The organism is Novosphingobium mangrovisedimenti (genome assembly GCF_025153475.1).
Classification (GTDB): Bacteria; Pseudomonadota; Alphaproteobacteria; order Sphingomonadales; family Sphingomonadaceae; genus Novosphingobium; species Novosphingobium mangrovi_A.
The window spans coordinates 126,521-141,954 of record NZ_JANZXA010000010.1 but is presented as its reverse complement, the minus strand read 5'-3'; the positions used below and the strand labels follow the sequence as shown (position 1 = coordinate 141,954).

Below are 15,434 nucleotides of genomic sequence, written 5' to 3'. Positions count from 1 at the left end.
AGTGAGGGCGGGGCAGCTCATGGCACGGCGACCCCGGCGCAGCAGATCACCTTTTCGAAGAGCATGAACTGGGCATTGTCTTTGCCCGGCGCATGCTTGGCCGAAGACCACAGTGCTCCGGGCCGGCCAATATTGACGCATTTGCCGCCCTTGACCGGCTCCATGATCTGGAGCTTGTAGCGCGACTTGGTCCAGATCGGCTGCGGAATGAACGAGCAGCCGTCGCTCGACGAAATGGTGAGCGCGCCGAGCCTGCCCATCATGAAGGTGCCGCGTGCGGCGAGCCCGGCCCAGGCTTCGACCGAATCGTCGAAATGAATATCGCCGGCGATGGGATAGGTCGCGCCCCAGGATCCCATGCACCAGAACAAGGGATCGATGACCTTGCCCGCGGCGGCGGCCGCGCTGTCGGCCATGCAGGCAAGCCCTGCGGCGGGATTGCCGAACAATATGCCCTCGGGCTGGATGATCGCGCCCAAGATCCCCGATTGCCAGGTCGGCAGCACCTCGGTGATGAGGGCGACATCGAACCCGTCATCCTCTAGGCAGGGAAGGTCCGTGAACATGTCGAGCATCTTCCAGACCGGCGAGATGTAATAATGCATCTGCGCGAACATCTTGCGGGTGTTCGTTCCGTCCGAGATCGAACTTTGCGAACCCTGGAGCTTGCCGTGGGTCGGCATCAGATCGGCGCCCAAAGCCATCATGCAGCCGGGCTCAGTGACGACGTCGACCATCCGGTTGGGCGACCAGAAGCTGACCTTGACCCCGAACCAGAATGTCGCGCCTTTGCGGCAGGCGCACAAGGGTTTGGACGAGGACTGCGCGTCCAATTCCTTCGAGAGCTTGTCGAAACTGCCGATCCGCACACCGCCGATGGTGATCGGGAAAATGCAGTTCCAGCGTACCTTGGTGATCGGATTGAATACTGTGCCCGTGGGACAGGAGGAGGCGTGCGCCGGTGCACTGACACCAAGACCTGCCAGCAGTAGCGAGGCGGCGGCGATCCAGGATTTCCTGCATGATCGGGTCATGGCGCGGGCCTCCGAACGGGTTGGGAAATATTCGGTGCGCCGCGCGCGGTGCTCTCGAGACGGACTTCGGTGAGTTCGAGCCTCGTGCCGACCTGGGTGATGATCACCGGCGCTACCGTCAGGCCAAGCCGCTCCTTGATCCGGGGTTCGAGGATATAGATCGCGCGGCCGGTCCGCTCGGAAAGCGTGATGGCGTCGTCGTCATGCGCTCCGCCCGCCGCGAGCAGGATGAAGTCGGTCAACCGTGCGGTCTTCAGGGCCCAGCCGAGATCGCGCGGATGGACCACGACGAGCCGCTGCGGAAGCTTCACATATTCGAGCGGATTGAAGCTGTAGCCCTTGGGGTAGAGCAGGTCGCCCGTCGGCAGGCGGATATCGGTGTCGAGCGTGTAGAAGGGTACGACGCTGCGGGTCTGGTTCCGGGTTGCGGGCGCCAGGCTCGCCGCCTTCATTGCCGACCAGGACGAGCGCGGCCCAAATCTCTCGCGCATATCGGGCGGGAGCTTTGCCGTGCGTGCCTCGATTTCGGCGAGTGCGTCGGGCTCGGCGATCGGCCAGGTCCGCCCGATCGTCGATGTCGCGGCACGTGCGCTGGCGGCAGCGATGATGGAAGCCGCGAGCATTAGCGCGACCGTGGCCGACTGGAACTTGACCACGCCCCAGCCCTGCTGCGGTTCGCGCGGGTTCCGAGCTGGAAGTTTACCGGCCATGACCGTGCCTCCAGCAGCTCCGGCGATCGTCGTTCGAACCTCCATGGATCGCGGCGACGAGGCCGCCGAGCGCCATTGTGAACACCAGCGCGACCAGAACCCGCAGCGCAACATCGACGCGCGGCAATGACCACAGCACCAGCGCGGCCTGGATCAGCGGCAGGTGCGTGCCGACTATCAGACGGACCGCCGAGGGACCGGGCGCGGCGGAAAGGATGCCTCTCATCGCCGCCTCCATCCGCGGATGCGCTCAAGCATGTGCCAAAGCGCCGATGGCAAGCGAACGAGGCAGATGCCGCCGATCATGCTCGCGAGCGCGACGGCAATGACCAGGCCGAGCCAGTCATCCGGACGAAGGATTCCGAACAGCCCCGCCACGGCGGCGGCGATCCAGGCCTGGCCGACAAGCAGCGTACATTCGTGCGCGATGCGCGCCTCCTGCTCGGCCCAAAGCATCGCAGCTTGCCGTTCGCCCATCGCTTCGAGCGCGGTAATCTCGTCGCCCATTTCCTGATGGCGGCGCAGCAGGAAGGCGTGGAGCGTTTCGTCGGGGCGGCGACCGGCGAAGGGGCAGGCCTGCAGACGATGCGAGCCGTTCAGCGACGAGGGACCGTTCATTGACCCCTCCAGCGACGATAGCGCGCGATCATGTGGCCAGTGAGCCCGGCGAGCGCAATCAGCAACAGACCGCTTATGAGGCAGGCCGCCCCGACCATCGCTGCTCCGCGCAGCACCATGGCGGTCGGCTGATGGAGGGTAAGGCCGGCGACGAATACCAGGCTTGCCATCAGCACGGTCTCGATCAGGATCAGCCGGAGCCGCCAGCGCAGCGCCGCAGCTTCGGCGCGGATCGCAACGCGCGCCTCGATGATGCGCTCGATCTCGGCATCCTTGCTCCAGTCGAGCGGAAGCTGGTCGGGATGGGTGCGTTTGAAGCGCATCACACCGCCTCCCGCATTGGCATGTGGGGGAAGGGCGGTCTGTTTGTCCCAAGGATCTCGGCGGGATCGACGCCGGCGAGTTCGCACACCGCCTCGAGCGGCGAGCGGCCGGTTCTGAGCAGCGCCTCGAAGGCGGCGACTTCGGTCGGCGCGGAGGTGTTGATCCAGTAGCTGAAGGGATCGACCACCAGCCGCGCGATGCCGAGGCCGAGCGGGCTGTCGATGAACACCTCGGAGTAGTTGGGCTTGTTGTTGCGGACCGACTTCAGGAGGTCGAGCACGAAGGGCGAGTAGTCGAGGATCTTGTTCTCGACCGCCTTGTCGTAAGTCGAACCCTGCAGCAGGAAGCGCGTCGCGGCATTCTCGAGAATGACCTGGCCGGTGCCGCCGAACAGTAGCAGGTCGTTCATCGACTGCATGACGATGCCGAAGCTGCCCTGGTATTTGCGCGCGCGGCGGTAGCCCTGGCCGAAGGCTTCGGCGAGCCGCGAGAGATCCTGCCCTTCGGTCCTGGTCATGAACTGCGCGGCTTCGTCGCAGAGCACGAAACGCGGTCGGTCGCGGCCAGAGAGGTAGAGCTCCTGGGTGACGGCGTTCACCACCACCATCACGACGACGTTGAAGAGGTCGGGCATGTTCTTGAGACGCTCGAGTTCGAGCACCACGAATTCGTCGCGGGAGATGTCGAGGCTCGAGGGTCCGTTGAAATAATGCCCATAGGCGCCGTCCGAGGCGAAATCCCTCAGGTTGAAGGCAAGCTCGCGCGCGACCGGCACGAGATGATCGACCCGGTCGAGATCGCTCATGGTCTGGGCGGGATAGGCGCCGAGCCAGTCGCGCACCGCGTCGATCCCGTCCTCGGCTCGGCCCGTATCGATTGTCCACTGGACGGCCGACTTGAGCAGGTTCCATTCCGAGGTCGAGACGCCCTTGCGCGTCGCGGCATTGGCCATCTCGGCGACGATCGCGACCGCCATGGCAATTGCCGACTGCCTGTCCTCGCCGTCGAGCGCCAGTCCCATGTCGAAGGGGTTGAGAACGAGGCGCTCCTCGCCGATGTCGATATAGCGGCCCGAGCACAGCGTGCAGAGCTTCCGGTACGAGCCGCCGATGTCGATGATGCGGATGAGCGCGCCGGACGCGTAATATTGCTGGCACAGGTTGTTGAGCAGGAAGCTCTTGCCCGCGCCGCTTTCAGCCGAGACGATGAAGTTGTAATTGTTGATGCGCTGGTCGAAGAGGTCGAGCGTGATGAGCTGGCCCTTGCGCCCCGTATAGAGCAGCGCCGGACGGCCGCCCCCGCGAAAATCGGTCTGGATCGGCGCCATCAGCACCGCGGCCTTGACCGGCATGCGGAAATCGCGTTCGAGCATCCTCAATGTCTTGCCGTCGGGATAGAGCCCGAAGGGCAGGCTCATCGGCAACAGGATCGGGTTGAGGTAGCTCTCCTCCTGCATCATGAAGGGGAGGGGCTCCGATTCCCACAGCCGCTTGGCACGTGCGGCCATTTCGCGCGCCTGGGCGCGGTTTCGGCCGAACACCCAAACACAAGGGATGACGCGCACGAATCGGCTGTTGCCGGCTTCGTCCAGGACCCAACCGATCTCCTCGATCTGCTTGCCGACCTCGACCGCGAAAGAGCCCGCCGCTTTCTGCGCCGAGAGGATCTGCGCGCGCTTGTGGATCTCGAAGGCCGAGTGGTCGAACAGGACATTGAGCGTGTAGAGGAACGGCCCGCCGATCTGGTCGCTGTCCTCGGCGCTCCCGCGCATGCCGCCTGTGAGGCGATTGGCGCGCTCGGCGCTTATCCGCCGTGCCGGCGCCTTGGGGGTGAGGCAGCGCGCGACCTGGTTGCCGAGGAAAACCTCGGGGCCTTCGAACAGGAGGTCTGGTCCGGCATCGATGATCTGCTTGCGCAAGGGCCTGGGCACGCTGCCGTCGGCGGACCCGCCCACAAAACTGCCGGGCGCTGCCTCGAACACGCCGTTGAACACCCGGCGGTAGAAGGCCATGATCTCCTCGGGCGGCAGGGAAACGATGCCGAGCTTGGCGAGCTGCTCTTCGATCTGACGCCTTATGTCGGATCCCAGAGGTTTGCGGGTCTTGACGGCAAGGATCGTGCGGAAATTCCGGATCGGAATGCCGTGGAGGGCACGCAATCCCCGCGTTCCGCCCTGAAGATAGTCGTAGGTGCGCCGGGCGGAAGCCTGGATCAACGGGTCGTCGCGAGTCTTGAGATCGAGGTAGCTGTCGAGCGCATCGGTGATCAGCGGGTCGGCAAAGCTCATAGTCTGAAGCACCGTGCCCGGCTCAAAATGGATGTTGAGAAGCCCGAGCAAGGCACTGTGAACATGGGAGAACATATAGGCCGAAGGCACCAGCTCCCAAGCATAACCCCAACCGTCGTCAATGGTGAGGAAGGCTTCCTCCTCTTCGACCCAGGCGACCAGCGGCAGATGGTCCGAATAGGAATCGCGCGCGACATGGCGCCGAAGCGCGGCGAAGCTGAGGCCGCCGGTGTCGTTGGAACCCGCGCTCACCGCTTCGGCTCCTTGACCGGAGCGAGAGCGGGGGCGGGCACGGTGGCAGGCGGATCGATATTGCCAGTCGCCTTCTCGCGCAGTTGCCCCAGCACCGGGAGCTGGCTGGCTGGCGAAACAGGTTCGACCAGATAGCCGCCAACCACCCAGGAGGGCTTGTCGAGGATCGAATAGACATAGCGCGGCATGTAGAGCCGGTCGGGCCGCTGCCGGTCGGCATAGGGCAGGATCAGCGTGCGCACCGCTTGGGCAGGTTTCAGCATCGGCGTTTCGGGCTGGTCGATCAGCCCCTGGAGCTCGCGGTAGACACTGTCGCGATAGCCGGCAAAGGCGCTCGGCCCTGGTTTGCCGCGTGCCTGCGCTGTGCGTTTCGCACCGGACGCCATGGCCTCGACCGAAGCCGACTTCGCCTTGCGCAGCAGTTTCCTGTCGCGGGTGACGGCGGAATCGGAGCGCGGTGGACGCCCCGCCACGGCATCTTCATAGGCCTTCTCGGGGTGAATGCATTGGCCGTGGTCGGGGTTCTTGCACGAGAATTTCTCGGAATAGGGCGACATGACCGAACCGATCGTCGCACAGGCTGAGAGCGGCAGCGCCGCGGCGACGAGCAGCAGCATGTGTGGACGGCGTTGGCGTCGCCGCACGGCGGACACGGGAATGTCCATGAGCGAATCTCCGAATTGGGGGTGAGGGTGAAGACGGGGCATCAGAAGTGACTTTCCACGCTGGGCTTGATCTCGAGGGTGACGCCCTCCTGAATGACCACGACGACCTCCTTGGCAGCGCCGACCTCGACGATCGGTCCGGCCTGACGCGCAAGGTCGAGGTAGAAGTCGGTCAGCTTGTCCGAGGACTTGGAAAGCCCCCCGGCGATACCGGTCTTGGCCGCATCGCCCGCATCGAGCGTGCGCACCGTGCCGAGCGCCGAGGTCGAGGTCGAACCGAAAGTGTTCTCGACCGACTGGCTGATGCCGCTGATGGTGCCGGCGAGGAAGCTTCGCGCCAGCGCCGCGCCGGCGCGAGTCACCACCCGGCCCGACAGGCCCTTCTTGCCGTCGGCGTCGACGAAGAAGCCCTTGACCGGCTGATCGACCACCGAGTGTTCGTCGAAATCGACGCAGGACAGCGAGACCAGCTGGACCTCGACGCGCTCCTTGGCGAGGCTGCCGGTCGCATTGCCGATGACGAAACAGCCCGAAAGGTTCGCCTTGACATCATTGGGGAGCACGGCGGGCGCCTGGACGCGGGCGATGATCGGTTCCGGATTCGAGGTCGCGTCCCGGCTCGCCAGCGCGTCCACCCCCGTCAGCAGCCGCGCCTTCATGAAACCAGGCGGCAAATAGATCGTCCGATTCTTTTTTTTCGAGTCTGCGGCATTTCCCGCACCGTCCTTCGGAATGACCGGACTGGTTGCCGCGCCGATCGAACCAACGACTTTCTCAACTGGCGGTGCCGGCGGCGCCGCCGGAGGCACCGGCGGGATGGGCGCCGAAGGCAAGGCCGTATCGGCTTCGGATGGCGAGGGCGGGAAGGGCGGTGCCGCTCCAGGCAGTGCGGGCGGCAGAGCCCCGCTATCGTTATCCTCGCCAGCTACAGCCGCACCATGCGGCACGACCTTGCCTTCCTCGATCGCGGTCACCCGGTCGCCGAGCAGCTGCTGGCCGTCGAGGATCTTCTTGAAATCGCCGCGCAGCTTCTCCTCGAGACTGTCGCCGCGCAGCCCCGCACCCATGTCGAGCTTGGATGCAGCAGGCGCGACCTTCTCAGGTGCATCGCCGCGGCTTGCCAGGTAAAGACCACCGCCCAGAACCGCGATCGTGCCCGCGAGTGCCGCTTGCTTGACCCTCAGCCTCGCGGTCGAACCGAGCGCGTCCCAGCGGGTCTTCCAGTCGGCAAATGCGGGCAGGCGCGCCTGCTTGCCATCGGCCAAGGCCTGCTGCGCCAAATGTGCGCGATACGAATGCTCCGCGCCGGGCGCTTCGGTGCTCGGCGAGCGAGCGCCCTCATCTGCGGGCTTGTCGTCGGCGCTCATTGCTCTTCTCCCCGGCGCACAACAATGAGCCGCGCGGTCTCGCCGGCTTTCAGCGACAGCCGGTCAAGCGAGACAGCGAAGATGTTGGCGCCGAGCGCGCGGTCGAGGAACGCCCGCTCATCCAGCACCACGTCGGCACCGGCGGTGACCAGATACTCCGATGCCGACAGCCCCGCGCCTTCGATCGCCACGCGGCGGCGCTCGCTAAGCCTCGCGGCGGGAAGTCCGGCCAGGATCATGCTGTCGCTGCGCGGCGCGACTTCGGCAAAGCTCGCTGGCACCCGGTCCTGCAGCAGCGCCAGCGTGATCGAAACCGCGCGGTCTTCCTCGACCAGCGGCCCCAACAGGTCGGCATTCGCCTTGGCCCGTTGGCTCGCGCCCGGCGCCAGCGTCACCGTCTGCGCCGGAATGTCCGAAGGTTCGGCGTAGAGCGGGTAGATCGCTCCGTTGCATGAGATGAAGAATTCGGACGGGGTCGTCACATAGCTGCGCGTGACCTGCCCGGAGTCATCGGTCTCCTTGACCAGGAACTTGATCCAGGCGTCCGCCCCGGCTTTCTCGACCGCGATCGCCTTTTCCGCCGAGAACTTGACGTCCTCGATTTCGCCGCCCTCGCAGATCACATGGTTGATGTCACGATTGGACAGGCGAATGCTGCTCGTCTGATCGGGTAGCGCGATGATCGGCTGATTTGGCGCTTGAGCCATAGCGGGCGCGGTGGGCGTCAGGATCAAGGCGGTGAGCAGCACCGCCGGGCAGGCGCTTGTGCGCCGCCGTTTACCGGGTTTCGGCATCGAAATTTTCCTCTGTGAGCCTGGTGAGCCAGAAGCGGCCATTGTCGATCGCGTAACCGATATGGAGATTGCCGCGGAACTTGCGGATCACCCCGCCAATGACGCGGACCTTCTCGACAGGCACGACGATGTCGGTCTTGTCCCAAGTGACGGGCTGGTCGGGGCGAATATACGTCGCGATCGACAGCGTCGGATTGTCGGCCAGCTCGTCGAGAATGCCGTTGAAGCTGTCGCGCATGGCGTTGTAGGCGCTGGGATGGGCGAGGCTCAGCAGTTCCTGGAACTGCTTGTCGGCGCTGTAGGCCGAATAGGTGCCCGACAGACTAACGATGTTGCGGGTCATGGTTCTGAGATACGCGGCCGAGGGCGTATTGCCGGTCACATAGAGATCGCCACCTGCCCCGAATGGCACGATCACCGTGCGCTGGTTCTGGTTGGTGGTGTAGATCAGCGTACCGAGCACCGCGCTCACGCCGAACATCCCTGCAATCGCGAACTTCAGGAGCCGGTTCTCCTCGAAGAGGTTCGCCGAGCCCTGCAGGTAGCGATGGAGGCCGTAGCTCGCGGGCTTTCCCGCCAGGGGATCCTCGTCTGACCGCTTGCGGAATTTGAGAAAGGGCATGGGCGTCCTCACTCGAAGAAGCGGGTCTGGGTCGGACCCGGATAGTGACGGAAAGCGACCAGCCCCCAGCGCCAGGCGAGGTGCGAGAGAAACCCGCGCGGCTTCGATCGCTTCCAGGGAATGAAAAGGAGAAGGGCGCCGATGAGCGTCCAGCCGACCAGTCCGCCGACGATGACCGCGACGAAGATGGTCGACATCACCAGGATGAACTCGTCCGAGCCAAACCAGAGGATCTGGACCGGGCCGTGCAGATACTGGGGCAGACGCTCGTCCAATGCCCTTCTCCTCCTGCTTCATGACACCCGTCGTCAGGGGTCATTTCCGAAGGCCGACCATCGGCCTCCAGCTCGTGTCAGGGCGCTCCGGATTCCGCTCCACATCGGGAGCCGGAGCGTCCCTCGTGGATCAGATCACCATGCCGAAGGTCTGGAGGATGGTGTCCGACTTGATCAGGCAGACCGCGGCGACGATGGTCGGGATGCCGACCATGACGTTCGAAAACAGGCGGCTGACACCGAACAGAAAGGCCGCGACGCCGCCGACAAAGCCGAGCGGACCCTTGACCCCCTTGTTCACGACAATGTCGTAGATGTCGTAGCCGAGGTCGCCCGCCGCTGGCGCGGTGAAGGCATGGGCGCTGGTGCTCGCCAGCGCGAGGACGGCCAAAGGGACGCCGAGATTGGCGATCCCCAGTGCGTGACTGCGAAGTGTCTTGATCATCTTGCTACTCCGGTTGGTGAAGCCACCCGAATTTCTGCCTGCCGGCATCGATGAAGATCGCTGTCGGCCGACGCGCGCGGTGGGCGGCTCCAAGCTGGCCGCGAGCGCCGGCATTCCGGTCCGCCCGGACCCGGCCGCTCGGCCGGAGGACAGGCGTCCGCCATGTAGGATGGGTTGCGGCGAGCGGCGCCGCGCCGCCCGTCAGCGCGCGGCATCGACGCTCCCCTTCTTGCCGTCGAGGAAGGCCTCGAGCTCGGCCTGCTGGAAACCCGAAATGAGCTTGCCGTTGACGATCAGCGTCGGCGTGCCAGCGACGCCTATTTCGCGCACGATCTCGGCATCGGCCGCGACCTTGGTCGCGCCTGCGGCGCATTTTGCCAGTTCTTTGGGCGCGGCGCCGGCATAGATGGCGTGGAATGCGGCCTCCCGGTCGGGCGAGCACAGGATGTGCTCGGCCTTGGCCGCCGCCGCCGGGTGAATCCCGCTGACGAAATAGACCAGCCTTCGCACCGGCTTGCCCTCGGCCGTCTTCGCCGCCCAGAACTTTTCCAGCGCGCGGCAATAGGGGCAGTCAGGGTCGGTGAACTCGATCACCGTCGGCGCCTTATCGGGGCCGATCACCAGCGCCTTGGCCGGATCGATCAGCTTCAGCCGCTTGCGCGCGCTCGCTTCCTGGGCAAGCGCCGTGACATTGACGCCGTTGCGGTCGTAGACGGTGGCGAACAGGATGTGCTCGCTTGCCGGCGCGTAATAGAGGATCCGCCCGCCCGCGATCGCCTGATAGATCGGACCCTTGACCGGCGCCGGCCCGAAATCCTCGAACTTCAGATTGGTGAACGTCTCGTGGAGCTGACGCTGAGCGGCTTCGGCCGCTTCGCTGAGCACCCTGGTCGCACCTTGGGCTTCGGACTTGGCGTCGCCGTCCGGCGCGGCCAGCGCGGCGCTGGCACCCAGGAGCAGCGCGAGGCCGCAGGTCGCGGCATAAAGCTGACCGTACTTAGCGAGTTTCGCCATGGGAGATGTCCTTCTGTTGGGAGGGGAGAAGCGCCGTCCGATCGATGTGGACGCTGGCACCAAGGGGAATTGCACCACGCGGAAATGGGATGTTCTGCGGCTCTCGCGGTGTCTCGCAGCGGATGAAGAAGCCGCCGTCAGCCTGGGCGATGACGAGGCGCGGGTGCCGCGGCTGCGGAACGACCGGTCGGGGGTGCCGCGCCGGATGGGCCTCGGCCGTGCCCGCCACAAGCGCCAGCAGTGCAAGGCTCAAGCAGATCCTTCGATATCGATACATTGACCGCTTCCTGCCCGTGGTTGGTGCACCCGGTTCTGGAACCCCACGAGCGGGGAGCCGTTATCGGATGCAGTTCGTGGGAGAAGGAATGGTGTGTTTGACTTCAAAGCCGCAAGGTGCAGGCCATTGTCATGCGGTTAGGCTTGCGTCATCGTTCGAAGCGCCAGCGAGTTACGCTTTTGGTTACTAATTCGTTGTAGATGTGCCCGGTCGAGGAGCCGGCGGGAGGAATTCGAGGATCGGCTCAGCAAGATGAGAAGGGACGAGTCGCGCGGTGGGAAGGGTATCGAGAACCTTCAAACTGAAACTGTCGCCCGCCGGGGTCGAGCTGTTCCTCGACTGTCATTGCCGGCTTGGCCATCTCGTCAAGGAACTGCTTCCCTTTGGCAACACACTTTACTGCGCGCTTCTCTATCTGGATCACGTCGATGTGCAGCTCATTGCTGACGATCTGAAAACCTTGAGGGATTCAGGGCTCAATGGGGATCGCGTCTGCTTCGTCGGCGCCCCCCTGTCGCTGACCGATGTCATGTCGCGGGTCGCCGCGCGGCTCGGACCCGCGTCGCAGCGGCGCGGACCAACGGCCCTCAATTCGCGGCTGTTCATCGTTGCGCTGAAGCAGTTTCGCCTCGCGCCGTCCGAAGCAATCCTTGGCGCCTATGACGAAATGCTCAGTCAAGCGGGCGATTATTTGAAGATCGGTAAGACATTGCGGTCACGTCGTACGGAGCTCGGACCGATCGGGCAATAATGGCCTGAATTTCGATTGACCAATTGTGTATCAGACACCAATTCCTGACTGTCGAGCTGCCGTGGCGGGCGATTAGCTGCAGTCAGGAGTAGGTGATGCCGCAGGAATGCATGGCATCCGGCTCAGACGCATCGTCGCTTGCCGAAATCAAGCAGATGTCAGGCCGGAGGATCGAAAATGGACGCAAACGCGAAGGTCTCACGCAGTCGATGCTGGCAAAGCGTGTGGGTCTTGGCGTCAGTTGGATCCGAGAGATCGAATCGGGCAACCCCAAAACGAAGATCGACGATCATCTGCGCTGCTCCGCGGCGCTTCGGATTTCGCCGAGCTACATTTTCATCCCCCTGCTGTTCACGGTGCATGGGTTGCGGTTCGCCCCGCAGCTGCTTGCCGGCAACCTCTTCGAGCTCGAGCGCCGCTGGCTTCAGTTCATCGTCGATCAGAACATTGCCGACATGCGCAAGACACTTTTCGACGGCGGAAGCGATGACCTTCTTGCGGAACAGAGATGAAACCGGGCCGGTCGCGATTGCGGCATGGCCCAAATCGCAGGCCATCCCGCACGAAGAATTTGCCAACAAATCTCAAAAATATAGGGCGGAAAGGTCACATGAGAAACGGCCATCGTTCGAGCTTCGGGCGCAGAAGTCACATTTATCAATCTGCGAGGAGTTTCATCCATGGTGCGAAACTGGCCGCCTGCGGCAAATGAATTTTCTGGCGCTTCCGATAATGGCGCAACGCAGTCGATCCGCACGGGATTGTTGGACTTCGAGCACATCACCGGGGCATCCGGTGGCCCACGATGACCTGGAGGGTGAGAGTCGGCCGCACCGGCAGCACGCATTCATGCTCGAAGGAACTGGTTCAGCAGGCACCGCAGATGAGGATGAGGTTCACGCCACGGGGCTTCGGATAGCGAACTGGTGGCTGAAGGCCCGCCGCTTGCGGGAAGAAATGTTCGGTTCCGAGATGTTTGCCGAACCCGCCTGGGACATTTTGCTCGATCTCTACACGGCCGAAGCCAAGGGCGAGAGCGTGCAGATTTCCAGCCTCGCCGTAGCCGCACGCGTCCCGCACAGCACAGCCATCCGCTGGGCGAAGAACATGACTCGCTCGGGATTTCTGGTCCGGGAAAGGGATCCGACCGACGCCCGCCGCGTCCACATCCGACTGAGCCCCTGGGCCAAGGAACTGATGGAGAATTACCTTGCCAGATTGATCGGCCATGGGGCTTCATCGACGCAGATCATGCTCGAGCCTTCAGGATGAACTACCCACAAATCTCGTAGAACCGTGCGGAAACTCATCAGGGATATTTGTGCGGCAATCTTTTCAACACTTATTGCGGGCGATAGAGGCTCGGTGAGTATTCTTTTATGCGCCGCCCTAAACGGAAGGATCCCGATAGATGGACAATCAGCCGGTTGCCGCCCTCGACCTGCTCGCTCTAACAGCCGATATCGTTTCCGCGCATGTTTCCAACAATAATTTGTCTATTGCCGATGTGCCGGCGTTGATTGTCAACGTTCATGCCTCGCTTGCTGGACTGGGTGCCGCGGATGAACCTGCAGCGGCTGAACAGGAGCCAGCGGTTTCGATCAGGCGATCGGTCAAGCCGGACTACATTGTCTGCCTCGAGGACGGCAAGAAACTGAAGATGCTCAAGCGCCATCTGATGACGCATTACCAGCTGACGCCTGACCAGTACCGCGCCAAGTGGAACCTGCCGACCGACTATCCCATGGTCGCGCCCGACTATGCCGAGCGGCGGCGCGCGCTGGCGAAGAAGATCGGCCTTGGCCGCAAGCCGGGTAAGGTTGCAGCGAAAGCACCGCCCGCGCCGATGGCGAAGGCACCCCGCAAGAAACTATCCGCTACTCCTTTTCAAGGCTGAGGAACGCTCGTCATTCCTGGGCCTCTGGATCACCACCGACTGGAGAAATTTGATGAACAATGCCGAACTCGCCGAACTGGTCGCCACCGCCAACGATCTTACCAAGGCGGATGCCCGCAAGATCGTCGATTCCGTGTTTGTCTCGATCGGCGAAGCCGCGGCGCGTGGTGAAGAGGTCGCTTTGAATGCGTTCGGGAAGTTCAAGGTGAAGCATACTCCGGCACGCGAAGGCCGTAACCCGGCCAATGGCGAGACAATAATGATCGCGGCCTCCAGGAAGCTGACCTTCTCGGCAGCGAAGGCGGTGAAGGACAAACTTAACGGATGATCCTTCGCACCGACTCTTGACCTTCGGCAACCGTCGTCGCGCAAGCAGCCTCCCGTCCCCGACGGGGGGCTGTCGTCATTTACGATTTCTATCGTCGCTGGCGCAATTTCCATTCTCGTAACGAGTTCGCCATCATAACGGCTGCGGCAATCGAGTGCGGCAAATCGTCCTTCACGCGGTCTGCCGATTTCCATATCATCAAAGTGCTTCATGGCCGTTCGGCAGGGTTTCGGAAGGAAACCTGTCGGTGCAACTGTCCGGCCAAATTTCTCCACATCGGTCGCCGCTTGCCAGTTCCATGGCCAATTTTTGGTCGCGGAACGCGGTTCCCGGATACGGGCTTTGTCTTGGTCCCGACCCCACGGAGGGAGGGGGAAAAGACATAGCGGCACGCTTCGGGTGTCTTCCTGGCGCGCCATCATCATGACCGCAGAGACTGGCGTCGTTCATGCCCGCTATGTTCGCATCAAGAAGTTCGCGGAATTGACCGGCTACACGGAGAAGGCGATCTACCACAAGATCGAGAACGGCACCTGGCTTCAGGGCCGTCACTATCGCCGTGCGCCCGACGGCCATATCTGCATAGACATGGAAGGATTCTACCGATGGGTAGAAGGGGCCGCGGGTCCGGTGTAGAGCCGTTGAAATCCTGCATACGCGTTACATTCGTCTGGCTTGGCAGGCGCTGCCGGGAAACGCTCGACCTTCAGCCTACGCCCGCCAACATCAAGGCCGCAGAGCGGTTGATGGCGAAGGTGTTCCAGGAGATCGAACTCGGGGTCTTCGACTACGAAACCACATTCCCGAAATCTGCTCAGACGGCCGGGGTGCGGGGGTTCACGACCATTGCCAGGGAGTGGCTCGAAACCGTGACGGCGGAAAAATCGACCATGCAAGGCTACACGGCGGCAATCGAGAAGATTTGGGGGCCGGCATTCGGCGAGCGCCAGTTGGCCAGCATCAAGCCCAGCGAGATCAAGCGAGAAATCGCCAAGCTGGCCAAGCGTGTCAGCGGAAAGACCGTCAACAACAACCTTATTCCTTTGCGCGCCATTTTTGCCACTGCGGTCGACGATGGGATTATCGACCGATCTCCCCTCGAGCGGATTCGTAACCTCAGCCATCAGGCGCCGATGCCCGATCCATTCGACCGCGAGGAGATGGAGCGGATCCTTGTCTACCTACGCGACTACTTCGACCAGCAAGTCTGGAACTGGTACGAATTCGCCTTCGGAACGGGTATGCGACCGAGTGAACAGATAGTCGTCCAGTGGAGCGACATCGACTGGAAACGCCGGACCATCCGCGTTCAGCGAGCCCGCGTACGTCACGTCCTCAAGTCGACCAAGACCCGAAGCGCTCGAGATGTCGATCTCACCAGCCGTATGATCGCCGTGCTCCAACGGCAGAAAGTACACAGCTTCATGCGGGGTGCGGATACACCGGTCTTCATCAATCCGGTGACGAACACGCCGTGGCCGGACGTACAGGATCAGCGCAAACTTTATTTTCATCCCGCCCTGCGGGCATTGGGCATCCGGAGCCGCGATGCCTATCAGACGCGTCATACTTACGCGACGACGGCGCTCATGGCGGGCGTGAACCCTGCCTACATCTCACGGCAATTAGGTCATCGCAGCGCGGCCATGCTGTTCAAGCATTATTCGAAGTGGATCGACGGTGCTGACGGCGGGCGAGAAGCAGCGAAACTCGAGGTTCTCTACAGCAGCGATGAAGGTGGCTCGGCAAGGGCCGAACAGGCGTAAGCCGCGCC

The 15,434-nt window shown here is 63.1% G+C and carries 21 protein-coding genes; 7 read left to right on the top strand and 14 right to left on the bottom strand.

Annotated features, from left to right (window positions below; all coding sequences use genetic code 11):
• Positions 1-17: 17 nt before the first annotated feature.
• The 14 genes from NZK81_RS15120 to NZK81_RS15055 form a co-directional block, all read right to left on the bottom strand.
• On the bottom strand, positions 18-1,034 hold the full coding sequence (locus tag NZK81_RS15120) for a TraU family protein (protein ID WP_013833519.1): 1,017 nt from the start codon (positions 1,032-1,034) through the stop codon (positions 18-20).
• Positions 1,031-1,657, bottom strand: a complete 627-nt coding sequence (locus NZK81_RS15115; protein WP_013833520.1) for a conjugal transfer protein TraW — start codon at positions 1,655-1,657, stop codon at positions 1,031-1,033. Before NZK81_RS15115 ends, NZK81_RS15120 begins: the two co-directional genes overlap by 4 nt.
• 76 nt (positions 1,658-1,733) lie before the next feature.
• On the bottom strand, positions 1,734-1,970 hold the full coding sequence (locus NZK81_RS15110) for a hypothetical protein (RefSeq protein WP_065762434.1): 237 nt from the start codon (positions 1,968-1,970) through the stop codon (positions 1,734-1,736).
• Positions 1,967-2,362, bottom strand: a complete 396-nt coding sequence (locus NZK81_RS15105) for a hypothetical protein (protein ID WP_041558981.1) — start codon at positions 2,360-2,362, stop codon at positions 1,967-1,969. Before NZK81_RS15105 ends, NZK81_RS15110 begins: the two co-directional genes overlap by 4 nt.
• On the bottom strand, positions 2,359-2,685 hold the full coding sequence (locus NZK81_RS15100) for a hypothetical protein (protein ID WP_041558982.1): 327 nt from the start codon (positions 2,683-2,685) through the stop codon (positions 2,359-2,361). The genes NZK81_RS15105 and NZK81_RS15100 overlap by 4 nt, the downstream gene beginning before the upstream one ends.
• Entirely contained in the window at positions 2,685-5,225 is a 2,541-nt protein-coding gene (locus tag NZK81_RS15095) for a TraC family protein (RefSeq protein WP_013833521.1), read from the bottom strand. Before NZK81_RS15095 ends, NZK81_RS15100 begins: the two co-directional genes overlap by 1 nt.
• Positions 5,222-5,890, bottom strand: coding sequence for a TraV family lipoprotein (locus tag NZK81_RS15090; protein ID WP_041558983.1), 669 nt, complete (start codon positions 5,888-5,890; stop codon positions 5,222-5,224). The genes NZK81_RS15095 and NZK81_RS15090 overlap by 4 nt, the downstream gene beginning before the upstream one ends.
• Before the next feature lie 41 nt (positions 5,891-5,931).
• Complete coding sequence (locus NZK81_RS15085) at positions 5,932-7,257, bottom strand: TraB/VirB10 family protein (RefSeq protein ID WP_041558984.1); 1,326 nt, start codon at positions 7,255-7,257, stop codon at positions 5,932-5,934.
• The gene (locus NZK81_RS15080; RefSeq protein ID WP_041558985.1) at positions 7,254-8,051 is read right to left on the bottom strand and encodes a type-F conjugative transfer system secretin TraK; all 798 of its coding nucleotides are present in this window, start codon (positions 8,049-8,051) and stop codon (positions 7,254-7,256) included. The genes NZK81_RS15085 and NZK81_RS15080 overlap by 4 nt, the downstream gene beginning before the upstream one ends.
• A complete protein-coding gene (locus NZK81_RS15075; RefSeq protein WP_013833525.1) occupies positions 8,035-8,673 on the bottom strand; it encodes a TraE/TraK family type IV conjugative transfer system protein in 639 nt (212 codons plus the stop codon). Before NZK81_RS15075 ends, NZK81_RS15080 begins: the two co-directional genes overlap by 17 nt.
• Before the next feature lie 8 nt (positions 8,674-8,681).
• The gene (locus NZK81_RS15070; RefSeq protein WP_013833526.1) at positions 8,682-8,948 is read right to left on the bottom strand and encodes a type IV conjugative transfer system protein TraL; all 267 of its coding nucleotides are present in this window, start codon (positions 8,946-8,948) and stop codon (positions 8,682-8,684) included.
• 130 nt (positions 8,949-9,078) lie between these two features.
• Positions 9,079-9,393: a hypothetical protein gene (locus tag NZK81_RS15065; protein ID WP_013833527.1), complete on the bottom strand. Its 315-nt coding sequence runs from the start codon at positions 9,391-9,393 to the stop codon at positions 9,079-9,081.
• 201 nt (positions 9,394-9,594) lie between these two features.
• The gene (locus NZK81_RS15060; protein ID WP_013833528.1) at positions 9,595-10,407 is read right to left on the bottom strand and encodes a DsbC family protein; all 813 of its coding nucleotides are present in this window, start codon (positions 10,405-10,407) and stop codon (positions 9,595-9,597) included.
• Positions 10,391-10,660 carry a hypothetical protein gene (locus NZK81_RS15055; protein WP_041558986.1) on the bottom strand — a complete coding sequence of 90 codons (270 nt, stop codon included), beginning with the start codon at positions 10,658-10,660 and terminating at the stop codon, positions 10,391-10,393. The genes NZK81_RS15060 and NZK81_RS15055 overlap by 17 nt, the downstream gene beginning before the upstream one ends.
• Before the next feature lie 298 nt (positions 10,661-10,958).
• Between NZK81_RS15055 and NZK81_RS15050 the strand changes: the two genes are divergently transcribed.
• The 7 genes from NZK81_RS15050 (at position 10,959) to NZK81_RS15020 (ending at position 15,426) form a co-directional block, all read left to right on the top strand.
• The gene (locus NZK81_RS15050; RefSeq protein ID WP_013833529.1) at positions 10,959-11,435 is read left to right on the top strand and encodes a hypothetical protein; all 477 of its coding nucleotides are present in this window, start codon (positions 10,959-10,961) and stop codon (positions 11,433-11,435) included.
• 95 nt (positions 11,436-11,530) lie between these two features.
• The gene (locus NZK81_RS15045) at positions 11,531-11,947 is read left to right on the top strand and encodes a helix-turn-helix domain-containing protein (RefSeq protein WP_013833530.1); all 417 of its coding nucleotides are present in this window, start codon (positions 11,531-11,533) and stop codon (positions 11,945-11,947) included.
• Positions 11,922-12,707, top strand: coding sequence for a helix-turn-helix domain-containing protein (locus NZK81_RS15040; RefSeq protein WP_148275008.1), 786 nt, complete (start codon positions 11,922-11,924; stop codon positions 12,705-12,707). The genes NZK81_RS15045 and NZK81_RS15040 overlap by 26 nt, the downstream gene beginning before the upstream one ends.
• 139 nt (positions 12,708-12,846) lie before the next feature.
• Complete coding sequence (locus NZK81_RS15035) at positions 12,847-13,332, top strand: Ros/MucR family transcriptional regulator (RefSeq protein WP_013833532.1); 486 nt, start codon at positions 12,847-12,849, stop codon at positions 13,330-13,332.
• Between the two features lie 52 nt (positions 13,333-13,384).
• On the top strand, positions 13,385-13,660 hold the full coding sequence (locus NZK81_RS15030) for an HU family DNA-binding protein (protein WP_013833533.1): 276 nt from the start codon (positions 13,385-13,387) through the stop codon (positions 13,658-13,660).
• A gap of 423 nt (positions 13,661-14,083) precedes the next feature.
• A complete protein-coding gene (locus tag NZK81_RS15025; RefSeq protein WP_013833534.1) occupies positions 14,084-14,296 on the top strand; it encodes an excisionase in 213 nt (70 codons plus the stop codon).
• Positions 14,266-15,426: a tyrosine-type recombinase/integrase gene (locus NZK81_RS15020; protein ID WP_013833535.1), complete on the top strand. Its 1,161-nt coding sequence runs from the start codon at positions 14,266-14,268 to the stop codon at positions 15,424-15,426. The genes NZK81_RS15025 and NZK81_RS15020 overlap by 31 nt, the downstream gene beginning before the upstream one ends.
• Positions 15,427-15,434: the final 8 nt, after the last annotated feature.

Bases quoted from the DNA above. Each gene is read 5' to 3' on its own strand.
- NZK81_RS15120 (WP_013833519.1), bottom strand. From the start codon at position 1,034: ATGACCCGATCATGCAGGAAATCCTGGATCGCCGCCGCCTCGCTACTG.
- NZK81_RS15115 (WP_013833520.1), bottom strand. From the start codon at position 1,657: ATGCTCGCGGCTTCCATCATCGCTGCCGCCAGCGCACGTGCCGCGACA.
- NZK81_RS15110 (WP_065762434.1), bottom strand. From the start codon at position 1,970: ATGAGAGGCATCCTTTCCGCCGCGCCCGGTCCCTCGGCGGTCCGTCTG.
- NZK81_RS15105 (WP_041558981.1), bottom strand. From the start codon at position 2,362: ATGAACGGTCCCTCGTCGCTGAACGGCTCGCATCGTCTGCAGGCCTGC.
- NZK81_RS15100 (WP_041558982.1), bottom strand. From the start codon at position 2,685: ATGCGCTTCAAACGCACCCATCCCGACCAGCTTCCGCTCGACTGGAGC.
- NZK81_RS15090 (WP_041558983.1), bottom strand. From the start codon at position 5,890: ATGGACATTCCCGTGTCCGCCGTGCGGCGACGCCAACGCCGTCCACAC.
- NZK81_RS15085 (WP_041558984.1), bottom strand. From the start codon at position 7,257: ATGAGCGCCGACGACAAGCCCGCAGATGAGGGCGCTCGCTCGCCGAGC.
- NZK81_RS15080 (WP_041558985.1), bottom strand. From the start codon at position 8,051: ATGCCGAAACCCGGTAAACGGCGGCGCACAAGCGCCTGCCCGGCGGTG.
- NZK81_RS15075 (WP_013833525.1), bottom strand. From the start codon at position 8,673: ATGCCCTTTCTCAAATTCCGCAAGCGGTCAGACGAGGATCCCCTGGCG.
- NZK81_RS15065 (WP_013833527.1), bottom strand. From the start codon at position 9,393: ATGATCAAGACACTTCGCAGTCACGCACTGGGGATCGCCAATCTCGGC.
- NZK81_RS15060 (WP_013833528.1), bottom strand. From the start codon at position 10,407: ATGGCGAAACTCGCTAAGTACGGTCAGCTTTATGCCGCGACCTGCGGC.
- NZK81_RS15045 (WP_013833530.1), top strand. From the start codon at position 11,531: ATGCCGCAGGAATGCATGGCATCCGGCTCAGACGCATCGTCGCTTGCC.
- NZK81_RS15040 (WP_148275008.1), top strand. From the start codon at position 11,922: ATGACCTTCTTGCGGAACAGAGATGAAACCGGGCCGGTCGCGATTGCG.
- NZK81_RS15035 (WP_013833532.1), top strand. From the start codon at position 12,847: ATGGACAATCAGCCGGTTGCCGCCCTCGACCTGCTCGCTCTAACAGCC.
- NZK81_RS15030 (WP_013833533.1), top strand. From the start codon at position 13,385: ATGAACAATGCCGAACTCGCCGAACTGGTCGCCACCGCCAACGATCTT.
- NZK81_RS15025 (WP_013833534.1), top strand. From the start codon at position 14,084: ATGACCGCAGAGACTGGCGTCGTTCATGCCCGCTATGTTCGCATCAAG.
- NZK81_RS15020 (WP_013833535.1), top strand. From the start codon at position 14,266: ATGGGTAGAAGGGGCCGCGGGTCCGGTGTAGAGCCGTTGAAATCCTGC.